We start from the raw sequence: 18,144 nt of genomic DNA, 5'->3' as shown, positions 1-18,144 counted from the left end.
GACGGACGGCCAGGGGGAGAACGGGCATGACCGACGACGCGGGAACGGCCGATAACGCCGGAAGCCTGCCGGGGCCGCTCGTCGGCGCCGACTGGCTGGCGGCGCGGATCGCGGCTGCGGACCTCGTGGTCCTCGACGCCTCGGTGGGTGCGCACCGCGGGGCCGGGTGGCGGATTCCCGGGGCGCGGCGCTTCGATATCGACGGGGCGATGTCCGACGGTGCCGGGTCGTTGCCGCACACGATGCCCGGTGCCCGCCGCTTCACCGAGGAGATGCGCGCTCTGGGGGTCGACGGCACGGACACCGTGGTCGTCTACGACGCCGCCGGGATCTACTCCAGTGCCCGCGCCTGGTGGATGCTGCGGGCCATGGGCTTCGACCGGGTCGCGGTGCTGGACGGTGGCCTGCCCGCATGGACCGCGGCCGGGTTTCCGGTCGACAGGGCGGAGAAGGCGCAGGGGGCGGGTTGCATGAAGGGAGGCGCCGAGCCTGTCGGTGACTTCACCGCCCGCCCGCGCGACGGAATGCTGGTCGGCAGTGGTGCGGTGGTGGCCGCCTTGGTGGACCCGCGTTCCGCCGTCCTCGACGCGCGTTCCCGGGAGCGGTTCGCCGGTACGGGGGCCGAGCCGCGGCCGGGGCTCCGGCCGGGCCATATGCCGGGTGCGTTGAACCTGCCCTTCGGGGAGATCCAGCGCGACGGTCGGATGCTTCCGGCCGACGAACTGCGTGCCTCCTTCGGTGCGTTGGTGGGGGAGCGGGAACGCCTGGTCGTCAGTTGCGGATCGGGTGTCACCGCCTGTGTCCTGGCGCTGGGCGCCGAACTCGCCGGATACGGCGCGGTGTCCGTGTACGACGGTTCGTGGAGCGAGTGGGGCCGGCCGTCGGAACTGCCGGTCGTGACGGGCGAGTAGAGCGGTTCTGCCGGGGCGCGTCGAGGCTGCGGAATGAGTGCCGTGGACCGCGCGGCTGAGTACGTGCGCGCATGCGTCGGCGGGGCCGCATCCCGCAGGGTGGGCACACGTACTCCGCAGCGCTGAAAGGCAGCCGCGCATGTTCCCCGCACTCCCCGCCCGCTCCCCCGTTCCGCCCGTGGCGCGCCCCCGCCCCGCATCCACCCGGCAGGTCGTCCTGGTCGCTCTGATCTGGTGCGTACCCCTCGCCGCCCTGGGCATCCTGGGCTTCCTGGTCCTGATGGCGGCGCTCTGGGGCGCGGCCTCCGGTGAGTCCCCCACGTCGTTCCTGCTGGGTGCGGCCGGTGTGCTCGCTGCGGGAGCTGCCCTGCTGACCGGCCTGTACCGGTCCCCTCCGTTGCGCCGCATGACCCCGATGGGCCGACTGGCCCTGCTCGGCGCGGTGGTGTGGCCGTTCCCGGTGATCACACTGGCGTACGCGCTCAACAGCTGAACCGCCACCGGGTCACTCGCGGGTGCCCGCCGTCCCGACCGGCCGGGTGCGCATCGCGGCGAGCGCGGGCAGAACGGCGGAGACCGTCGCCAGTACGGCGCTCGCGGCCGCCACGGCTCCCAGGCCGGCCCAGGGCACGATCACCTGGGAGCTCACGGTGAGCAGTTCCAGTGCGCCCTTGACGCCCAACAGGTTCAGCCCGGCCACCGCGCCGCCCAGGACGGTGCCCACCGCGACCACCATCAGCGCCTCGGCCGTGACCAGTCCGACGACCTGTGTCTTCGTGGCGCCGGTCAGACGGAGCACCGCCAGGTCGCGCGTCCGGTCGGAGGTGGCCATGACCAGGGTGTTCGCCAGGGCGATGCCTGTGTACAGAAGGGCGATACCCAGGATCAGCAGCAGGCCCGCACGGGTGTTGCCGCTGGTTCCCGGGTCGTGCGTGGCCATCCAGGCGTCCTTCGTGAGGACCGGGGTGCCGGTGGCCCGGCCGGTCTGCCCGAGCTGGGCGCGGACGGTGGAACGGTTCGCTCCGGCAAGGAGTTCGATGTCGACGCGGTCGACGGCTGCGCCCGCCGCGTTCTTCGGGGTCACGTACACGCCGTTGCTCCCCGTGCCGACCCGCAGTACCGCCGCGATACGCAGCGACACCTTCCTGCCGTCGCCCAGCCAGACGCTCACCCGGTCGCCGACGGTGCGGGTCGCCCATTCCTCGTTGACGACGATGGAGCCGTCGTCGAGGTCGCCGATGCGGCCGGAGACGACGGGGAGGTGCGCGGTCGCGGCCAGGGCGGCCGGATCGACCGCCCTGGCGTCCGACCTGATGAGGGCGGTGCCCTCCTCCAGGACGGTGACGGACGTGGAACGGGAGGCGCTGCTCACCGTTTCGGGGATGCTCCGTACCCGCTGCACGAAGCGCGGGTCCAGCGGGCCGTCCCCGCCGGCCACGTAGTCCGCCCGGGTCTGCGTCGCTGCCTCGGTGGCTTTGGCCTGGTTGATCGTGGCCACGGTACCCAGCAGCGAGGCGGCCAGGGCCACGGTGACGAGGACGGGTGCGGCGACCGCCGCGGTGCGGCGGATCGAGGTGGAGGCGTTCTGCCGGGCGAGCATGCCCGTGGCGCCGGGGAGCCGGGCGGGCAGCCAGGTGACCAGGCGGGTCAGCGGGCGCAGGAACAGGGGGGCGAGCAGGGCGGAGCCCACGATGAGCCACAGCGGCTGCAGGATGTACGTCTTCCGCTTCAGTACGTCCCCCGGGTCGGTCAGCAGGGACCAGCAGAGCAGTCCCAGGCCGGTCAGCAGGACCGCCGCCCCCAGCAGCAGGCGGCTCGTCGGCATGGGCCGGCTGTCCACAGAGGATTCGCGGAGCGCCTCCACGGGCCGGATCCGCCCTGCCCGGTGCGAGGAGACGACCACTCCGGTGAGTGCCACGCCGAGTCCTGTCCAGAAGGCGGTGTGCAGCGGCCAGTTCGCGTCCCCGATGGCGAACCACGCGGGGGCGAGACCCTCGTCGACGAGCCATGCGGCCAGCCGCGGCGCGGCCGCTTCGCCCAGCAGACAGCCCGCGGCAGCGGCCAGGACACCGACCACGCAGGCTTCGGCGACGACCATGCGTCGCACCTGCCCCGGGGTGGCTCCCGCGGTGCGGAGCAGCCCGAACTCCCTCCTGCGCTGGGCCACCGTGAAGGAGAACGTCGAGGCGACGACGAAGACCGAGACGAAGCCGGTGATGCCGGCCGCTGTTCCGAGCATCGCGTTGACGGCGGTCAGCGCCTCGCTGTCCCGGTCAGGATCGGGGTCGGCCCGGCGCCGGTCGTCGCCGGTGAGGACGCTCATGCCGGGAACGGACCCGGTCAGCGCACGTACGGCGTCGGCGTCGGCGTGCACCACCACGGCGTCGATGTCCGGGTGGATACGGGCGGCTTCGGCATCGCTGAGGAACACCGCGGTCTCGAAACCCGCGTCAGCCACCGTGCCGACAACCGTCCGTACCCGGGTGTGACCCGGCGCGGAGACCCGGACGCGGTCACCGATGCGCGGGACCGGGGCGCCGCCCGCCGTCACGACGATCTCGTCGGCGGTCCGGGGAGCACGGCCCGCGGTGAGGCGGTACGGGGTGGCGGCGGCGATGGACCACGGGTGGCCGGTCAGGCTCTTCCCGGCGAGCCGTACCGGGAAGGTCCGGTCCTCGGCCGTACGGCCCAGACCGCTGAGCGCGGCGGCGAGAGAACCCGGTACGGGCCGGGGGTCGGAGAGCCGGGCGGTACGGTCCCCGACGGGCGTGGCGACCCGCAGGGTCTCCGAGGGGCGCACCACCACCGGGGCGGCGGCGAACCGTTCGGGGGAGCGCTCAGGGGCGTCGAACGTGGCGGCCAGTGCCAGGCCCGTCATGGCGATCAGTCCGACGCCCAGGGCGAGTGCGACGAAGGAACCGACGAACGTGACCCAGCGGGCGCGCATCGAGCGCAGTGCCAGGGTCAGCACGGGACCACCGCCAGGGCGGTCATACGGGCGGCGACCTGTTCGGCCGCCGGGTCGTCCAGCTCGTCCCTCACGGAACCGTCGGCCAGGAACACCACCCGGTCCGCGTAGGAGGCGGCCACCGGATCGTGCGTCACCATGATCACGGTCTGGCCGGCGTCGGCCATGGCCCGCAGCAGCGTCAGGACCTCGCGGCCGGTCTGCGAGTCGAGCGCGCCCGTCGGCTCGTCGGCGAAGAGCACCTCGGGGCGGGTGACCAAGGCCCTGGCCAGGGCGACGCGTTGTTGCTGTCCGCCGGACAGCTCGCCGGGCCGGTGCCGCGCCCGGTCGCCCAGGCCGACCCGTTCCAGGACCGCGCGTACCTCGGTCCGTGCGGGTCTGCGGCCCGCCAGCCGGAGGGGGAGCGCCACATTCTGCTCCGCGGTGAGCGCGGGCAGCAGATTGAAGGCCTGGAAGACGAAGCCGATCCGCTCGCGGCGCAGCAGTGTCAGCTTTCTCTCGCTCAGTACGGTCAGGTCCGTGTCCCCCAGGAACACCCGGCCGGCCGTCGGGCGGTCGAGTCCGGCCGTGCACTGGAGCAGCGTCGACTTCCCGGAGCCGGACGGGCCCATGATCGCGGTGAAGGAGCCCCGGGGGATGGTCAGGCTGACCGCGTCGAGGGCGGTGACCGCCTCGGAAGGCTTCCCGAAGGACCGGGTGACCGAGTCGAGCCGGACGGCAGTTGGCTGGTTCTTCATGCTTCGAGTCAACCGGCGGAGTCCGGCGCGCACATCGCAGCGAGGAGGAGTCCTGGGGGTGGAGCCAGCTCCACCTCCGGCCCCCTGCCAGGAGGGTGGTGGCACCCGGCCCGCGCTGTCTACGGTGCGCTCATGAGTTCCCTCACCCTCCGGCAGGCCCTTCGGCAGCCCCGCTACCTCCTGGGCAGCCGGCCCTGGTGCGCGGCGCTCTACCTGCTGAGCAGCGTTCCGATCGGTGCCGGCCTCCTCGCGTCGGTCGTGCTGCTTGCCGTGGTGGGCAGCGCGCTGACCCTCGTGATCGTCGGCATCCTGCTCCTGCTGATGCTCGCCCTCATCGGCATTCCGGTGGCCGCGGTGGAACGGCGCAGGCTGCTGCTGATCGACCCCGTTCCCCTCGCCGATCCGCACCGCGCGCCCGAGCGCACCGGCCTGGCGGCCTGGCTGCGCATCCGGCTCCGGGAGCGGGCCACCTGGCGGGAGTTCGGGTACGTGCTGGTGTTCGCCTTCGTGCTGTGGCCCCTGGAGGGTCTGGTGGCAGGCGCCGTACTGGCCGTCTGCGGCGGTCTGTTGGCGACGCCCCTCGTCATGGCCACCGTCACCGGTGGGGAGGAGGTGCGGGTCATGAAGCTCTGGCTGGCCGACTCGTATCCGCAGGCGTTCGCGCTCGCGCTCCTCGGGCTGGTGCTGCTGCCGCTGTTCGCCTATCCGCTGGGGTGGGCGGCCGTGGCGCGCGCCGCGCTCACCCGGGTCCTGCTGTCCGCCGGGCCGGGCGGGCTCGACAGCCGGCTGGAGGAGCTGGGGCGCTCCCGGATGCGGCTCGTCGACGCCTTCGAGGCGGAGCGCCGCAGGATCGAACGCGATCTGCACGACGGTGCCCAGCAGCGGCTCGTCGCCCTCTCGATGACGCTCGGCCTGGCCAGGCTCGAAGCTCCCGCCGAGCCGCTGGGCAGCCTGCTGGCCAAGGCGCACGAGGAAGCAGGGGTGGCCCTCGTGGAAATCAGGGAACTCATCCGGGGCATCCATCCCCAGGTGCTCACCGACCGGGGCCTGGCCGCCGCGGTCGAGGACATCGCCGACCGCTCGGCCGTGCCGGTCGATATGGACTTCGAGATTCCGGGCAGGCTTCCGCAACCGGTGGAGACCGCCGTGTACTTCGCGGTCTGCGAGGCACTGGCGAATGTCGCCAAGCACAGTGGGGCGAGCCGGGCACGGGTGACCGGCCGGACCGACGGGGAACGCCTGACCGTCGAGGTCCGGGACGACGGAACCGGTGGCGCCGGGACGTCGGGGGGCAGCGGCCTTCAGGGAGTGGCCGACCGCATCTCCGTGGTGGGCGGTCAGCTGCTAATCTCCAGCCCGCCCGGCGGGCCGACGGTGTTCCGGCTGGACGCCCCCTGCTCCCCCGCCCACCTGGTCGAATGAGGGTCTGATGCTGCGTATCGTGCTGGCCGAGGACAGCGTGCTCCTGAGAGAGGGCCTCATCGGTCTGCTGGAGCGGTTCGGCCACCAGGTGGTGGCGGGTGCCGGCAGCGCGGACGAGCTCACCGAGGCCGTCACCGCGCACACCCCGGACATCGTGGTGACGGATGTGAGGATGCCGCCGGGCTTCACCGACGAGGGGCTCAGAGCCGCGGTCGCCCTGCGGGAGACCCGCCCGAAGCTGCCCGTCCTCGTCCTCAGCCAGTACGTCCAGCGGGCCTACGCCGAGGAGTTGCTTGACTCCTGCGACGGCCGGGGCGTGGGCTATCTGCTGAAGGAACGGGTCGGGAACGTCGAGGAGTTCGTCGATGCCCTCCAGCGGGTGGCGGACGGCGGCACCGTCGTCGACCCGGAGGTGGTGCGGCAGTTGCTCAGACACCGCCGCGACCCGCTGTCCAGGCTCACCGCGCGGGAGCAGGAGGTGCTGGCCCTGATGGCCGAGGGCCGGTCGAACGCCTCGGTCGCCGAGGCGCTGACCGTCAGCGAAGGCACGGTCAGCAAGCACTTCGGCTCGATCCTGACGAAGCTGGACCTCTCACTGACGGACGCGACGAACCGCCGGGTGCTGGCCGTGCTGGCCTATCTCCGGGGCAGCCCCTAGCTGGAACCGTTCGTTCCGGACCCCGGCGACGACGGGCAGCCGAGGCCCCGTCAGCCCGCGAGCGCCGAGACCAGTTCCGCCGCCTCGTCCAGCACCGCCGACTCCTGCGCGGTGAGCCGAGGATCCGCCGCGCGCCGGGCGGTGGCACGGGCCAGGGCGCCTGAGGGGACACCGCCTTCGTCCGCGAGCCGGGCCAGCATCGTCGCGAGCAGGATCCTGACGCGCTCACCGGCGGCGAACGACGGGTCGAGCGACACCTGGGCCAGGATCAGCGCGGACATCGCCCGGTCCAGGGCGGGCGGCCCCTCGCAGGCCGTGCTCCAGTCGATCACCACGGCACCCTGCGGAGTCAGCATCACGTTCTCCGGATGCAGGTCCAGGTGGAGGATCCGGTCCTCGGGGTCCTGGGAGAGCCGGGGCGGGATCGCGTGCAGGTCCCGCAGCAGACGTGCCAGCAGCTCGCCCCCCTCGGCCTCGGTGAGCGTGCCCGCCATCAGCGCTTCGGCCATGGTCGGGCCGGTCAGCCGCTGCAGCACCAGATCCGTGGACAGTGCGGGGTCGGACGGCGGACCGATGCGCGGGACCGGGAACCCGGAGGCCGACAGGTACGACATCACTGCCAGTTCCGCGGTGGCGTCGGCGCCGTCACGGTAGCGGCGCAGGACCCAGGACTCGTCGAGTGCGTACACATCGGCGGTGCGTCCTGAGCCCAGCAGATGGCCTATGTGCATGAGGGAAACCTACCCGGGCGGCCGCGCGAGGGGGAGTCACCAGCGCATACGGACGTCCTCGGCCCAGCCGAGCAGCTGCGTCACGGCGATCTCGGTGCCGTCGTCGGTCCGGACCCGGCCGTTGTAGTGGCCGAAGCACTGGTCGGTTCGGTTGGCGATCAGTCCGACGTCCGTGTGGGTGGAGCGGTTGTGGAACGGGGTGAACGTCAGATCGACCTGGCGGGACGACGTCGTACGGACGGTCCAGGGGGCGAGGGGGTCGGAGGCGGACCAGCGCCAGTCCAGCTCCTCACCGATCTTGGTGAGCCGGCCGTTCACGCACAGGCCGTTCTCGGTGGAAACCGTCCCCGCCGTCCAGCGGCCGCCGAACTGGAGACCCAGCGTGCGCCCGTCCGTACGGCCGGACGCGGCACCCCAGTTCCAGTCGACCGCGCGCGGCCAGCGCCCCCGGCCGTGGTCCAGGACGGCCCAGGTGTCGTTGCCGGCCGCGCTCGTGGTCCGGGAGGCGCCGAACTCCAGGATCTCGGTGCCGATACGGACCCGGCCCGCGGCGGGGAGCGCGGTGTGCTTGGAGGTGTACTGGAAGCGCTGCTCGCTCCACGGCACGACGACGGAGAGCGATTCGTGTCCCGCCGGGCGCGAGACGAGGATGTCGGCCTCCAGCGGCAGCCGGTCCCGGGTCAGACAGCGGGCCCGCAGCCGGGTGCCGGCGTTCTCGTCGCGGATCTCGATGCGTACCTTGCCGCCGCTCGGCCGGGCGGGTCCGACGACCACGTCCTCGGAGCCCGGCGCCCCCGCGACGGTGTCCGGCAGATGGACGCCACGGCCGGCGGGGACGATCGAGGAACACTCGAACTCGCGGCCCCGGGGCCCGTACTCGAGGACGTAGACCGCGTTCAGTGCCAGGAAGTCGAGGTCGCTCACGGTCAGCGCCACCAGGTGGGTGGGCGTGGTCACGCACCAGTACTCCCACCGCTTGGTCCGGCCCCAGCCGCGCAGATTGGCCCGGTGCAGCGGCTTCCTCGACCAGCCGACCGCTGCCGGATTCAGCTTGCCGTCGGGCAGGCAGAGGTCGACGGGCTCGGTGATCTCGCGCTCGTGCGTCGCCATGGGCGGAGCCTATAGCGGGCGCCGGACCGTACTCCGGTACGGCTCGGGACGCGTCCGGATGCGGCCCCCGGGAGGTGGCCGGGTACGGCTCCGAGCACGTCCCGGCAATGCTTCGGGAGGGCTCGCGGGGACCCCATAACGCGACGGGAGGGGGCGGACGGGATCTCCTCGGGGGACGTGTGGCGCGGCTACGTTTCCGGCAGTTCCCCACCCTCACCGTGCCCTGTACCCGAGGGCTCGACATCCCTTACCCCAAGGAGAGTTACGTGGAGAGAACCGTGCTCCGCAGACGCGCACTCGCCGCAGGTACCGCCGCCCTGGCGGTGGGCGCGCTCGCCCTCGCAGGGCTGACCGGTGTCGCATCGGCAGACCCGGCCGGCGCCACCGCCCCGGCCGCGGCGCCCGGCACGCCCCCACCCGGACTGATCAAGGCCCTGCAGCGCGACCTCGGCCTCGACGCCGACGAGGCAGCCGCCCGGACAGGCAACGAGTACCGGGCGGCGGTCATCGCCTCGGGACTGGAGAGGTCCCTCGGCGCCAGCTTCGCCGGAGCACGGGTGAGCGGTGACGGCGCGGCTCTCACCGTCGCCACCACCGACGCCTCCGAAGCCGCCCGGATCACCGGGGCCGGCGCCGATGCCGAAGTCGTCGGCCACAGCCTGGACCGGCTCGAAGCGGCCAAGGCCGCCCTCGACGAGGCGGCTCGTCGCACCACCCCCGAGGGTGTGCCGTCCTGGTACGTCGACGTGCGCACCAACCGGGTCGTCGTCAACGCGGCGGACACCTCCGCGGCGGACGCCCTGCTCGCCGCCGCAGGGGTCTCCCGTTCGGTGGTGAAGGTCAACCGGTCCGGCGAGCAGCCCCGCGCCCTCGCGGACCTGCGCGGCGGCGACGCGTACTACATGAACGGCTCGGGCCGCTGCTCCATAGGCTTCCCGGTCAGGCGCGGCACGCAGAACGGTTTCGTCACCGCCGGGCACTGCGGCAGGGCCGGAACAACGACCAACGGCGTCAACCAGCAGGCCCAGGGCTCCTTCCAGGCCTCCACCTTCCCCGGCCGGGACTACGCCTGGGTCGCCACCGACGCCAACTGGACCCCGCGCGCCCTGGTCAACGGATACGGCCGGGGGGACGTGACCGTCGCCGGTTCCACCGAGATGCTCGAAGGCTCCTCGGTCTGCCGCTCCGGATCGACGACCGGCTGGCACTGCGGCACGATCCAGCAGCGCAACACCAGCGTCACCTACCCCGAGGGGACCATCTCCCCGGTGACGCGGACCAGTGTGTGCGCCGAACCCGGCGACTCCGGCGGCTCGTTCATCTCCGGAAGCCAGGCCCAGGGGGTCACGTCGGGCGGCTCCGGCAACTGCTCATCGGGCGGTACGACGTACTTCCAGCCGGTCAACGCCGCGCTCCAGGTCTACGGGCTGACCCTGATGACCAGCGGTACGCCGACGGACCCGCCCACCGACCCGACGGACCCGCCGACCGAGCCGGGCGGCACCTGGGCGGCGGGCACGACCTACGCGGCCGGTGCCACGGTCACGTACGGCGGCGCCGGCTACCGCTGCCTGCAGGGCCACCGGGCCCAGGCCGGCTGGCAGCCGCCGAACGTGCCCGCCCTCTGGCAGCGCCTCTGATCCGGCGCACCGCACCCGGCCTCCCGCCTTCCCCGCTCCGCTTCCCCGTTCCGAGGAACTCCGAGGACCCAGCCATGACTCCAGAAACCCCCGATGGCTTTCCCGGCGCCCGCCGGATCAGCCGCAAGAGCCTCCTGAAAGCCGCCGTCGCCGCGAGCGCGGCCCCACTGATCGCGGGCGGCGGTGTCGCTCTCGCCCGTGACACGGGTTCCGCAGGGAGCCCTCTCGCCCCCACTCCGGCCTGCGACGACGGGGACGATCCGACCCCGCCGCAAATGGAGGGGCCGTACTTCAAGCCCGCCTCACCGCTCCGTACCGTCCTGGTGACCCCGGGCACGGCGGGTACCCCGCTCACGGTGAGTGGATACGTCTTCGGCCGGGCCTGCAGGCCGGTCGCCGGAGTGCTGCTCGACTTCTGGCAGGCCGACGCCGCCGGGGCGTACGACATGCGGGGATTCGCCTTCCGTGGGCACCAGTTCACCGGTGCGGACGGTTCCTTCACGCTCACCACCGTGGTGGCGGGCCTGTATCCGGGGCGTACCCGGCACATCCACGTGAAGGCCCAGGCGCCCGGCCGGCCCGTGCTGACCACCCAGCTGTACTTCCCCGGTGAGCCACGCAACGCCACGGACGCCCTCTACGATCCGGCGCTGCTGATGAACGTCCGTACCGTCGGATCCGGGAAACAGGGCACGTTCGACTTCGTCCTCGATGTCGCTCAGCAGCCGGATCCGACCGGCCCGCCGACGGACCCGCCGACCGGCTCCCCGGGCGGCACGTGGGCGGCCGGGACCTCCTACCGTGCCGGGGACGGTGTCACGTACGACGGTGTGGCCTATCGCTGCCTCCAGGCACACTCGGCCATGGCCGGGTGGGAACCGCCGCGGGTCCCCGCGCTGTGGGAACGCGGGTAGATACGCGGCAGAGGCCAGGACCGGGATCCCGGTCCTGGCCGTCCGGCTCTCCCGCACCGGAAACAGCCACCGGCCCGGCAGGAACGGCCCCTACTTGGCGTCGGAGTACCGCTCGACGACAGCTGTCGTGAACGGGAACCGCACGGGCGTCTCACCGAACGCGATCCGTCCGGCCAGCTCGCCGGCCGCCCGGATCGCGTCCACCACCCCGGGCGCCTCGTCGGCAGGGCAGTGCACGATCACCTCGTCGTGCTGGAAGAACACCAGCTCGGCCCGCATGTGACCGGCGGCCAGCGTCTGCCGCAGCGCCGCCAGGAGCAGCAGCGCCCAGTCCGCGGCGCTGCCCTGGACGACGAAATTGCGCGTGAAGCGGCCGCGGGCCCGGGTGTTCGACGACGCGTACCCCGGGACGAACCCGTACTCCCCGGAGCTCTCCGCGGCCGGCGGATCCTCGCTCTCCTGCGGGATGCCCGCCTCCTCGTCCTCACCCGCCCCCGCAGCCGGGGGGCTCGTCCGGCCCAGCCATGTACGGACGAGGCGGCCCTCCTCGCCCGCCTTCGCGGCGTCGTCGACATAGGCGACGGCGAGCGGGAACCGCCGCCTCAGCGCCGCCAGGTTCTTGAGGCCGTCGCCGGAGGTCTGACCGTAGACGGCGCTCAGCAGCGCGAGCTTGGCGTGCTCGCGGTCGCCCTGGAACGCCCGGTCGGACAGCGCCTTGTAGAGGTCGCCGTCGTGGCCGGCCACCTCCATCAGCCCCGGGTCGCGGGAGATAGCGGCCAGCACCCGCGGCTCCATCTGGTCGGCGTCCGCCACGACCAGGCGCCAGCCCTCGTCGGCGACGACCGCCTGCCGTATCACCTTGGGGATCTGCAGGGCTCCGCCGCCGTTGGTCGTCCAGCGCCCGCTGACGGTGCCGCCCGGCTGGTACTCGGGGCGGAAGCGGCCCTCGCGGACCCAGTCCTGGAGCCAGCTCCAGCCGTGGGCCGTCCAGATGCGGTACAGCTTCTTGTACTGGATCAGCGGCTCGACCGCCGGGTGGTCGAGCTCCTCCAGCTCCCACCGCCGGGTCGACTTCACCTTGATCCCGGCCTGCGCGAAGGCCTTCACCACATCGGCGGGCAGATCGGGGCGCACCCGTCTGCCGAACGCGGCCGACACCTCCTCCGCCAGCTCGGCCAGCCGACGTGGCTCGCCGCCGCCCGCGTAGCGCTCGCCCAGCAGGCCGTGGAGCACCTCCCGGTGCACATCGGCCCGCCAGGGGAGCCCGGACCGGTTCATCTCGGCGGCGACCAGCATTCCGGCCGACTCGGAGGCCGTGAGCAGCCGCATCCGGTCGGGATGCTCCGTCGCGTCGTGGCGGCGCAGCTGCTCCGCGTACACCTGGAGCAGCGCCTCGAACGGAACGTCCGTGCCGGACTGCGGCTCGAAGAGGGAGGACTGGGAACCGGGTTCCGCGGAGCGGGCGGGCGGGTCCGGCGGCACCGCGGCATGCCGCAGCCGGGCCCAGGCGGCCGCGGCGGAGCGGGGTTCCCCGAGTCGCCCCTCGTGGCCGAGCAGGAGCAGCTCGGCACACTCCATGTCGTAACAGCGCTCGACGCGCACGCCCGCCGCGAGCAGCCTGGGGTAGATCTCCGCGGTGGAGCGCCAGACCCAGCGGATCACGTCGGGGCGGGAGCGGACGGCCTCGACGAGGTCGGGCTCGGACACGACCGGTCCGGCGGGCAGGCCGTCGCGCTCCAGCGGCACCAGGAGTGCGGCGCCCCCCTCCGCGGTGGCCAGAGCCCAACGTTCGGTCATGGTCCGAGTCTGGCACCCGGCACTGACATCGACAGGGGTGCGGCGGGCCCGGCTCGCCGGGCGGGCGCGCGGGGCAGCCGCGAGTATCGGTGGGGGACGCGCTGCGTGTCCCGGTGCGCGGCGAAGTGCGGAGGAGACAGGTGATGGAAGCGATCGTGTACGAGGAGTTCGGCGGACCGGAGGTACTGCGCCTCGTCCGGACCGAGGACGTCCACGCAGGACCCGGGCAGATCCGGGTGGCGGTCAGGGCCGCCGGGGTCAACCCGGTCGACTACAAGATCCGCAACGGCTGGATGGAGGCGGCGTTCCCCACCCCGCTGCCCGCCACACCCGGCAGTGAGTTCGCCGGAGTCGTCGACGAGACGGGTGAGGGCGTCACAGGGTTCTCGGCCGGCGACGAGGTCCTCGGGCGGAGCGCCACCGGCGCGTACGCCGCCCACGCCCTGGCCGATGCGGATGCCGTCGCGCTCAAGCCCGAGGGGCTGGGCTGGGAGGAGGCCGCGGCCCTGCCGGTGGCGACGGCGACCGCGGCCCGCGTGCTGGACGAGCTCGCGGTGACAGAGGGCGACACCCTGCTGGTGCACGGCGCGGCCGGCGCGGTGGGCTCCGCCGGGGTCCAGCTGGCCGCGTCCCGGGGCGCCACGGTCATCGGGACGGCATCGCCTGCCAACCATGACTACCTGCGGGTGCTCGGCGCGATTCCGGTGGAGTACGGGGACGGGCTCGTGGAACGGGTCCGCGCGGTGGCACCGCAGGGCGTGGACGCGGTGTTCGACGCGGCGGGCAAGGGCGCGCTGGCGGACTCGGTCGAGCTGCGCGGCGGTACGGCCGAACGGATCGTCACCATCGCCGACGCGGACGCGGCGAAGTACGGCGTGGCCTTCTCCGCGGGCGGCGGGCGGCATCCGGACGAGGCCGAACAGCTTGCGGAGTACGCGGCGCTGGCCGCGGTCGGCGAGCTGCGGATTCCGGTCGCGCAGACCTTCGCGCTCCGTGATGCGGCGAGGGCGCACGAGCTGAGCGAGGCGGGGCACGTACGCGGAAAGCTCGTGCTCCTCCCCGGGGCGCACTGAGAGGCACGGTGCCCCCGGCCCGACCGGCCCCGGCCGCACCGTCCGGCCTACCCTGATCCGATGGAATCGGTGATCGACCAGGCATGCGCGGCAGCCCTCTACTCGGACGGTGACGCCGGCCTCGACACCGGAGCGTCCCTCCTCGCCGCCGATCCGTCGGCCGACGACGCGCTGCACCTGCGCGGCGAGGAATTCCTGCGGCGTGCCTGGTCGCGCGGCTGGCAGCCCGCAGATGTCGTACGGATCGTCCGGCGCGAGCTGGACGAGTCCGGGGCCGGGCTCGCCGCCGCGCTGATCACCGCGGAGACGGCGCGCTACGGACAGCTCCCGCCGCGCTGGGCGGACCAGCTCGCCGGGCTGCCCGCCCCGGCGCCGCGCAACCGGCCCGACCGCTTCACGTACGCATCCGGACTGCTGGAGCTGTACCGCCTCCTCCTGCGGCTGCCGGTGATCGAGCCGGTGGGCCCGCCGCCCGGGACCGCTGCCGACGACCTCCACCGGCCGCCCGCCCACGGCGAACCCCGGATGCTCACCCGGATCCGTGCCCTGCTCGCCAAGGCGGAGGCGACCGGCTTCCCGGAGGAGGCGGAGGCACTCACCACCAAGGCGCAGGAACTGATGGCCCGGCACAGCATCGACGAGGCCCTGCTCGCCGCCCGTACCCACGGCTCCGGTACGCCGGGGGCCTGCCGGATCGGGGTCGATGCCCCGTACGAGAGCGCGAAGGCGATCCTGCTCGACTCGATCGCCTCCGCGAACCGCTGCCGGGCCGTGTGGAACAGCGATCTCGGCTTCACCACGGTCGTCGGCTTCGAGCCCGACCTGGAAGCCGTGGAGCTGCTCTTCACCTCCTTGCTGGTGCAGGGCACGGCCGCGATGACGAAGGCGGAGGCCGGGCAGAGGGCCGGCGGACGCAAGCGGACCAAGACCTTCCGGCAGTCCTTCCTGATGGCGTACGCCCAGCGCCTGGGCAGCCGGCTCGCCGACGACACCGCACGCGTCACGGCGGCGGCCGACGCCGGCAGCCGAGCGGCGGGGGAGGCCGGCGACGTTCCCGTCGGTGGCCTGCTGCCCGTGCTCGCGGCCCGGGACGTCGCGGTGACGGACGCCGCGGAGCGGATGTTCCCGCGGACGACCACCGCCCGGGTGCGCGGCGCCACGGACGCCGAGGGCTGGACCCACGGCACGGCCGCCGCGGACCGGGCCAGGATGGGCGGCAGGAGGCCGGAAATCGACAGATAGCGCCGCGAGGGCGGCATAAGTCGGGCTTGCAGGGGAATGCGGTTAGGCTCGCCCTCATGAGCTGGCTCCGGGCGCTGAAGGAGACCGCTCGCTCGGGGCTGAGCATCGAGCGGCAGCGTCTCGAACCGCTGATCGCTCTGCGCGGTGCCGCGGGCCTCGCCCTCGTCGTCGGGCTGTCCCTCGCCTTCTTCGGCCCGGCGATCGCGGCCAGTTCCGCCTTCGGGGCCTTCCAGGCGGGGATCGCCACCTTCGAACGCAGCTGGCGCCCCCGGCCCGTGCTCGCCCTGATCTCCGGCAGCAGTCTGGCCGTGTCGACGTTCGTCGGCTACGTCAGCATCACCCAGCCCGTCGTGTTCCTGGTCCTGCTGGCGCTCTGGACGTTCGCCGCGGGGATGACCTGGGCCGTGGGTCCCACGGCCGGCATTCTCGCGGGATCCAACGTCGCGATCATGCTCGTCACGATCACTCTTCCCGGCTCCGTCGCCGAAGCCGCCGCGCACGCCGCGATGATGGCGTTCGGGGGGCTGGTCCAGGCGGCCCTCATCGTGCTGTTCCCGGTACGCAGATGGGGTGCCCAGCGCGACGCGCTCGCCGACGCCCTCGCCGCCGAGGCCGACTACGCCCGCAGGCTGCGCCACGACCCGGTCGCGCCCTTCGACCCCGTACCGCTGATGACGGCCCGCAGCGCCGCCGCCATCACCCCTCGTGAGGCCCGTCGGCTCCCCGTCGAACTGCACGGCGCCCGAGGCGTCGCCGAACGGCTGCGGCCGGTCCTCGCCTCACTGGCGGATCCGGCGCTGGGAGTGCCCGGCGAGGGGCTGGAGCGGGTCTGGGTGCGGGAGCTGCTCGGCGCCGCCGGATCCGTACTGGACGCGGCGGCCCACGCGGTCCGGCACGGAGAACCGGTCCACCTCGCCGCCACCGACCTGGGAGTTCTCGGGACACCCGACAACGAGGTGATCCTGGCAGGGCCTCCGCGCCGCGCCGCCGACCGGCTCGACGCACTGCTCGCGGACGTCATCGAGATCGCCGAGGGCGCGGGCACCCGCGAGCCGGCCGGACACGCCGCCGACACCCGGCGCCGGCAGAGCCTGCTGCGGCTCGTCCCGGTGGCGCTGGCGGCGATGCGCGGCGAGCTGCGCAGGGAGTCGCCGGTCCTGCGGCACGCCATCAGGCTCTCGGCGGTCGCCACGCTCGGCTTCCTGCTGGGCGCCGCACTGCCCTTCGGGCACGGCTACTGGGCGCCGATGGCCGCGGTGATGGCGATGCGCCCGGACTTCTCGCAGACCTACTCACGGTCCGTCGCCCGGTTCGGCGGCACCGTCGTCGGCGTGGCCCTCGCCACCGGCCTCGTACAGGCGGTCGAGCCGGGCGTGACGTTCGCCGCCGTCCTCGCGGTGACCTGCGCGTGGCTGATGTACCTGCTGATGCGCAGCGGATACGCGGTCTCCCAGGCCTGCGTGTCCGCCTATGTCGTCTTCCTGCTCGGAATGGCGGGGGAGGACTGGTCGCAGACCGTCACCGAAAGGGTGGTCCTCACGCTCGCCGGAGGCATGCTCGCGATGATCTCGTACGCCGTCTACCCGGCCTGGGAGACCCCGAGGCTGCGCAACCGGCTGGCCCGCTGGCTGATCACGGACGCGCGGTACGCGGCGACCGTCCTCGACGGGTACGCCGATCCGGCGGCCCGGAGCGACACCGATGTGCGCAAGGCGCTGCTCGACACCCGTGAGGCGCGCGTCGCGTGGCAGGAAGCGCTGGCGACCGCCCGGCACGAACCCGTGCGACACCGCGGCATCTCACGCCTCTCCGCCGACGAGGCCCAGCACGCGCTCGCCCAGTTCGGCCGGGTCACGATGCTGCTGGAGGCCCATCTGCCCCCGGGCACGGCCGTGCCCGTGCCGGGGGCGGCGGACCTGGCGGCCACGCTGCGGCGGGTCAGTGAGCAGGGCGCGAAGGCGGTGCGGGAGCGCCGTGTGCCGGACTGGGAGCCGGTGCGCCAGGTGCTCGCGGGCTGGGACAGGCCGGAGGGCCACCCGGAGGCGGTGCCCCCGCCCAACGCCTTCGTGCGCAGCGGAGCGGCCATGCTCCTCGACGCCCTGGAGGAGTTCGCGCGGGGTCTGGACCTCCCCAAGGGCAAGCGCAGGGTCTGAGAGCCGGCCGGGCGACGTCCGACCGGGCGATCGAAGGCCGCCCGACAGGATCCGGGGCCGGCGGTGCGTCAGGGGGCGGGGACGTCCGGCAGGCCCGTCGGCAGCTTGCCGGGATCGGTCTTGGTCAGGGTGTCCTTGCCTCCGGCGTCCCAGGAGACGACGAGCGTCTTGCCGTCGTTGGACTCGATGGATCCCATGGTGCGGTCGGTGTTGCCGTCGGTGCACGTCAGCGCGAGCATCACCTCGCCCATGTCCTTCACATCGCCCTGACAGACGTGCTGGTCGGCAACGAGCGCCACCTTGCCCGAGGCGACGGACAGGGCGACGGCCTTGCCGTCGGACAGACCCGCCCACGTGCCGTCCAGCGCGGTCGCTTCCGCGCCCGGGGTGCCGCTGTCGTCGCTGCCGGCGCCGGGTGTCGCGCTCTGCCCGGCATCGGATCCGCTGCCGGAATCCTTCCCCTTGCCGCTGTCGTCCCCGCTGCCGCACGCGGTCAGCGTGAGAGCGGCGACGAGGCCGGCGGCAAGAACGGCGCCGGAACGTACGAGCCTGTCCATGTGGAGATCCCCCTTGTTGATTCGCGGGCAAAAGTCCGCGCCAAGCTACCAGGGGGGAACGGAACAACTTCCGGAAGAGGGAGCCGAATAGGCGTGCCGTTCGTCTCTCTCCCAGCAGGGGCACACCGGTAGGCCGGGAAAGCTGTAATCGCGCGCATACCCCCCGTGCACGTGCATCTGCTCATGCATTGGCATATGAACACAGCTATGATCCGAGCTAGTTGACACTTG

15 protein-coding genes are annotated in these 18,144 nt (G+C 73.1%); 9 read left to right on the top strand and 6 right to left on the bottom strand.

The window, feature by feature from the left end; genetic code table 11:
• The first annotated feature begins 26 nt into the window (after nucleotides 1-26).
• Both ACFW9O_RS05680 and ACFW9O_RS05675 read left to right on the top strand, forming a co-directional pair.
• The gene (locus tag ACFW9O_RS05680; protein WP_384605447.1) at nucleotides 27-911 is read left to right on the top strand and encodes a sulfurtransferase; all 885 of its coding nucleotides are present in this window, start codon (nucleotides 27-29) and stop codon (nucleotides 909-911) included.
• 139 nt (nucleotides 912-1,050) lie between these two features.
• Nucleotides 1,051-1,404 (top strand): hypothetical protein, encoded by a 354-nt coding sequence (locus ACFW9O_RS05675; protein WP_384605444.1) that lies wholly within the window; start codon nucleotides 1,051-1,053, stop codon nucleotides 1,402-1,404.
• Between the two features lie 12 nt (nucleotides 1,405-1,416).
• Here ACFW9O_RS05675 and ACFW9O_RS05670 read toward each other — a convergent pair whose 3' ends face one another.
• Complete coding sequence (locus ACFW9O_RS05670) at nucleotides 1,417-3,882, bottom strand: FtsX-like permease family protein (protein WP_384605441.1); 2,466 nt, start codon at nucleotides 3,880-3,882, stop codon at nucleotides 1,417-1,419.
• On the bottom strand, nucleotides 3,876-4,616 hold the full coding sequence (locus ACFW9O_RS05665; RefSeq protein WP_384605438.1) for an ABC transporter ATP-binding protein: 741 nt from the start codon (nucleotides 4,614-4,616) through the stop codon (nucleotides 3,876-3,878). The genes ACFW9O_RS05670 and ACFW9O_RS05665 overlap by 7 nt, the downstream gene beginning before the upstream one ends.
• Before the next feature lie 132 nt (nucleotides 4,617-4,748).
• Between ACFW9O_RS05665 and ACFW9O_RS05660 the strand changes: the two genes are divergently transcribed.
• Complete coding sequence (locus ACFW9O_RS05660; protein ID WP_384605434.1) at nucleotides 4,749-6,038, top strand: sensor histidine kinase; 1,290 nt, start codon at nucleotides 4,749-4,751, stop codon at nucleotides 6,036-6,038.
• A gap of 7 nt (nucleotides 6,039-6,045) precedes the next feature.
• The gene (locus tag ACFW9O_RS05655) at nucleotides 6,046-6,696 is read left to right on the top strand and encodes a response regulator (protein ID WP_384605431.1); all 651 of its coding nucleotides are present in this window, start codon (nucleotides 6,046-6,048) and stop codon (nucleotides 6,694-6,696) included.
• Between the two features lie 50 nt (nucleotides 6,697-6,746).
• Here ACFW9O_RS05655 and ACFW9O_RS05650 read toward each other — a convergent pair whose 3' ends face one another.
• The gene (locus tag ACFW9O_RS05650) at nucleotides 6,747-7,427 is read right to left on the bottom strand and encodes a phosphotransferase (protein WP_384605428.1); all 681 of its coding nucleotides are present in this window, start codon (nucleotides 7,425-7,427) and stop codon (nucleotides 6,747-6,749) included.
• Between the two features lie 36 nt (nucleotides 7,428-7,463).
• Nucleotides 7,464-8,537, bottom strand: coding sequence for a DUF2804 domain-containing protein (locus tag ACFW9O_RS05645; RefSeq protein WP_384605425.1), 1,074 nt, complete (start codon nucleotides 8,535-8,537; stop codon nucleotides 7,464-7,466).
• A gap of 266 nt (nucleotides 8,538-8,803) precedes the next feature.
• On the opposite strand from ACFW9O_RS05645, the gene ACFW9O_RS05640 reads away from it, so the two are divergent.
• Together ACFW9O_RS05640 and ACFW9O_RS05635 are read left to right on the top strand one after the other, a co-directional pair.
• Nucleotides 8,804-10,177, top strand: coding sequence for an alpha-lytic protease prodomain-containing protein (locus ACFW9O_RS05640; RefSeq protein WP_384605422.1), 1,374 nt, complete (start codon nucleotides 8,804-8,806; stop codon nucleotides 10,175-10,177).
• A 74-nt stretch (nucleotides 10,178-10,251) separates the two neighbouring features.
• Nucleotides 10,252-11,091, top strand: coding sequence for a carbohydrate-binding protein (locus ACFW9O_RS05635; protein WP_384605419.1), 840 nt, complete (start codon nucleotides 10,252-10,254; stop codon nucleotides 11,089-11,091).
• Nucleotides 11,092-11,181: 90 nt separating this feature from the next.
• Here the strand turns inward: ACFW9O_RS05635 and ACFW9O_RS05630 are convergent, their stop codons facing one another.
• Nucleotides 11,182-12,888 carry a bifunctional 3'-5' exonuclease/DNA polymerase gene (locus tag ACFW9O_RS05630; protein ID WP_384605417.1) on the bottom strand — a complete coding sequence of 569 codons (1,707 nt, stop codon included), beginning with the start codon at nucleotides 12,886-12,888 and terminating at the stop codon, nucleotides 11,182-11,184.
• A gap of 143 nt (nucleotides 12,889-13,031) precedes the next feature.
• Here ACFW9O_RS05630 and ACFW9O_RS05625 point away from each other — a divergent pair, with 143 nt between their 5' ends.
• Genes ACFW9O_RS05625 through ACFW9O_RS05615 form a run of 3 tightly spaced genes read left to right on the top strand, consistent with a single transcriptional unit; the run spans nucleotide 13,032 to nucleotide 17,356 of the window.
• Nucleotides 13,032-13,961: an NADP-dependent oxidoreductase gene (locus ACFW9O_RS05625; RefSeq protein ID WP_384605414.1), complete on the top strand. Its 930-nt coding sequence runs from the start codon at nucleotides 13,032-13,034 to the stop codon at nucleotides 13,959-13,961.
• A 60-nt stretch (nucleotides 13,962-14,021) separates the two neighbouring features.
• Complete coding sequence (locus ACFW9O_RS05620; RefSeq protein WP_351165733.1) at nucleotides 14,022-15,203, top strand: DUF2786 domain-containing protein; 1,182 nt, start codon at nucleotides 14,022-14,024, stop codon at nucleotides 15,201-15,203.
• Nucleotides 15,204-15,259: 56 nt separating this feature from the next.
• Complete coding sequence (locus ACFW9O_RS05615; RefSeq protein ID WP_384605411.1) at nucleotides 15,260-17,356, top strand: FUSC family protein; 2,097 nt, start codon at nucleotides 15,260-15,262, stop codon at nucleotides 17,354-17,356.
• Nucleotides 17,357-17,424: 68 nt separating this feature from the next.
• Here the strand turns inward: ACFW9O_RS05615 and ACFW9O_RS05610 are convergent, their stop codons facing one another.
• Nucleotides 17,425-17,913 (bottom strand): hypothetical protein, encoded by a 489-nt coding sequence (locus ACFW9O_RS05610; protein WP_351165738.1) that lies wholly within the window; start codon nucleotides 17,911-17,913, stop codon nucleotides 17,425-17,427.
• Between the last annotated feature and the right edge of the window lie 231 nt (nucleotides 17,914-18,144).

This window comes from Streptomyces sp. NPDC059499 (assembly GCF_042749285.1).
In the GTDB taxonomy this organism is placed as follows: domain Bacteria; phylum Actinomycetota; class Actinomycetes; order Streptomycetales; family Streptomycetaceae; genus Streptomyces.
This window is presented reverse-complemented; position numbering and strand designations above follow the sequence as displayed.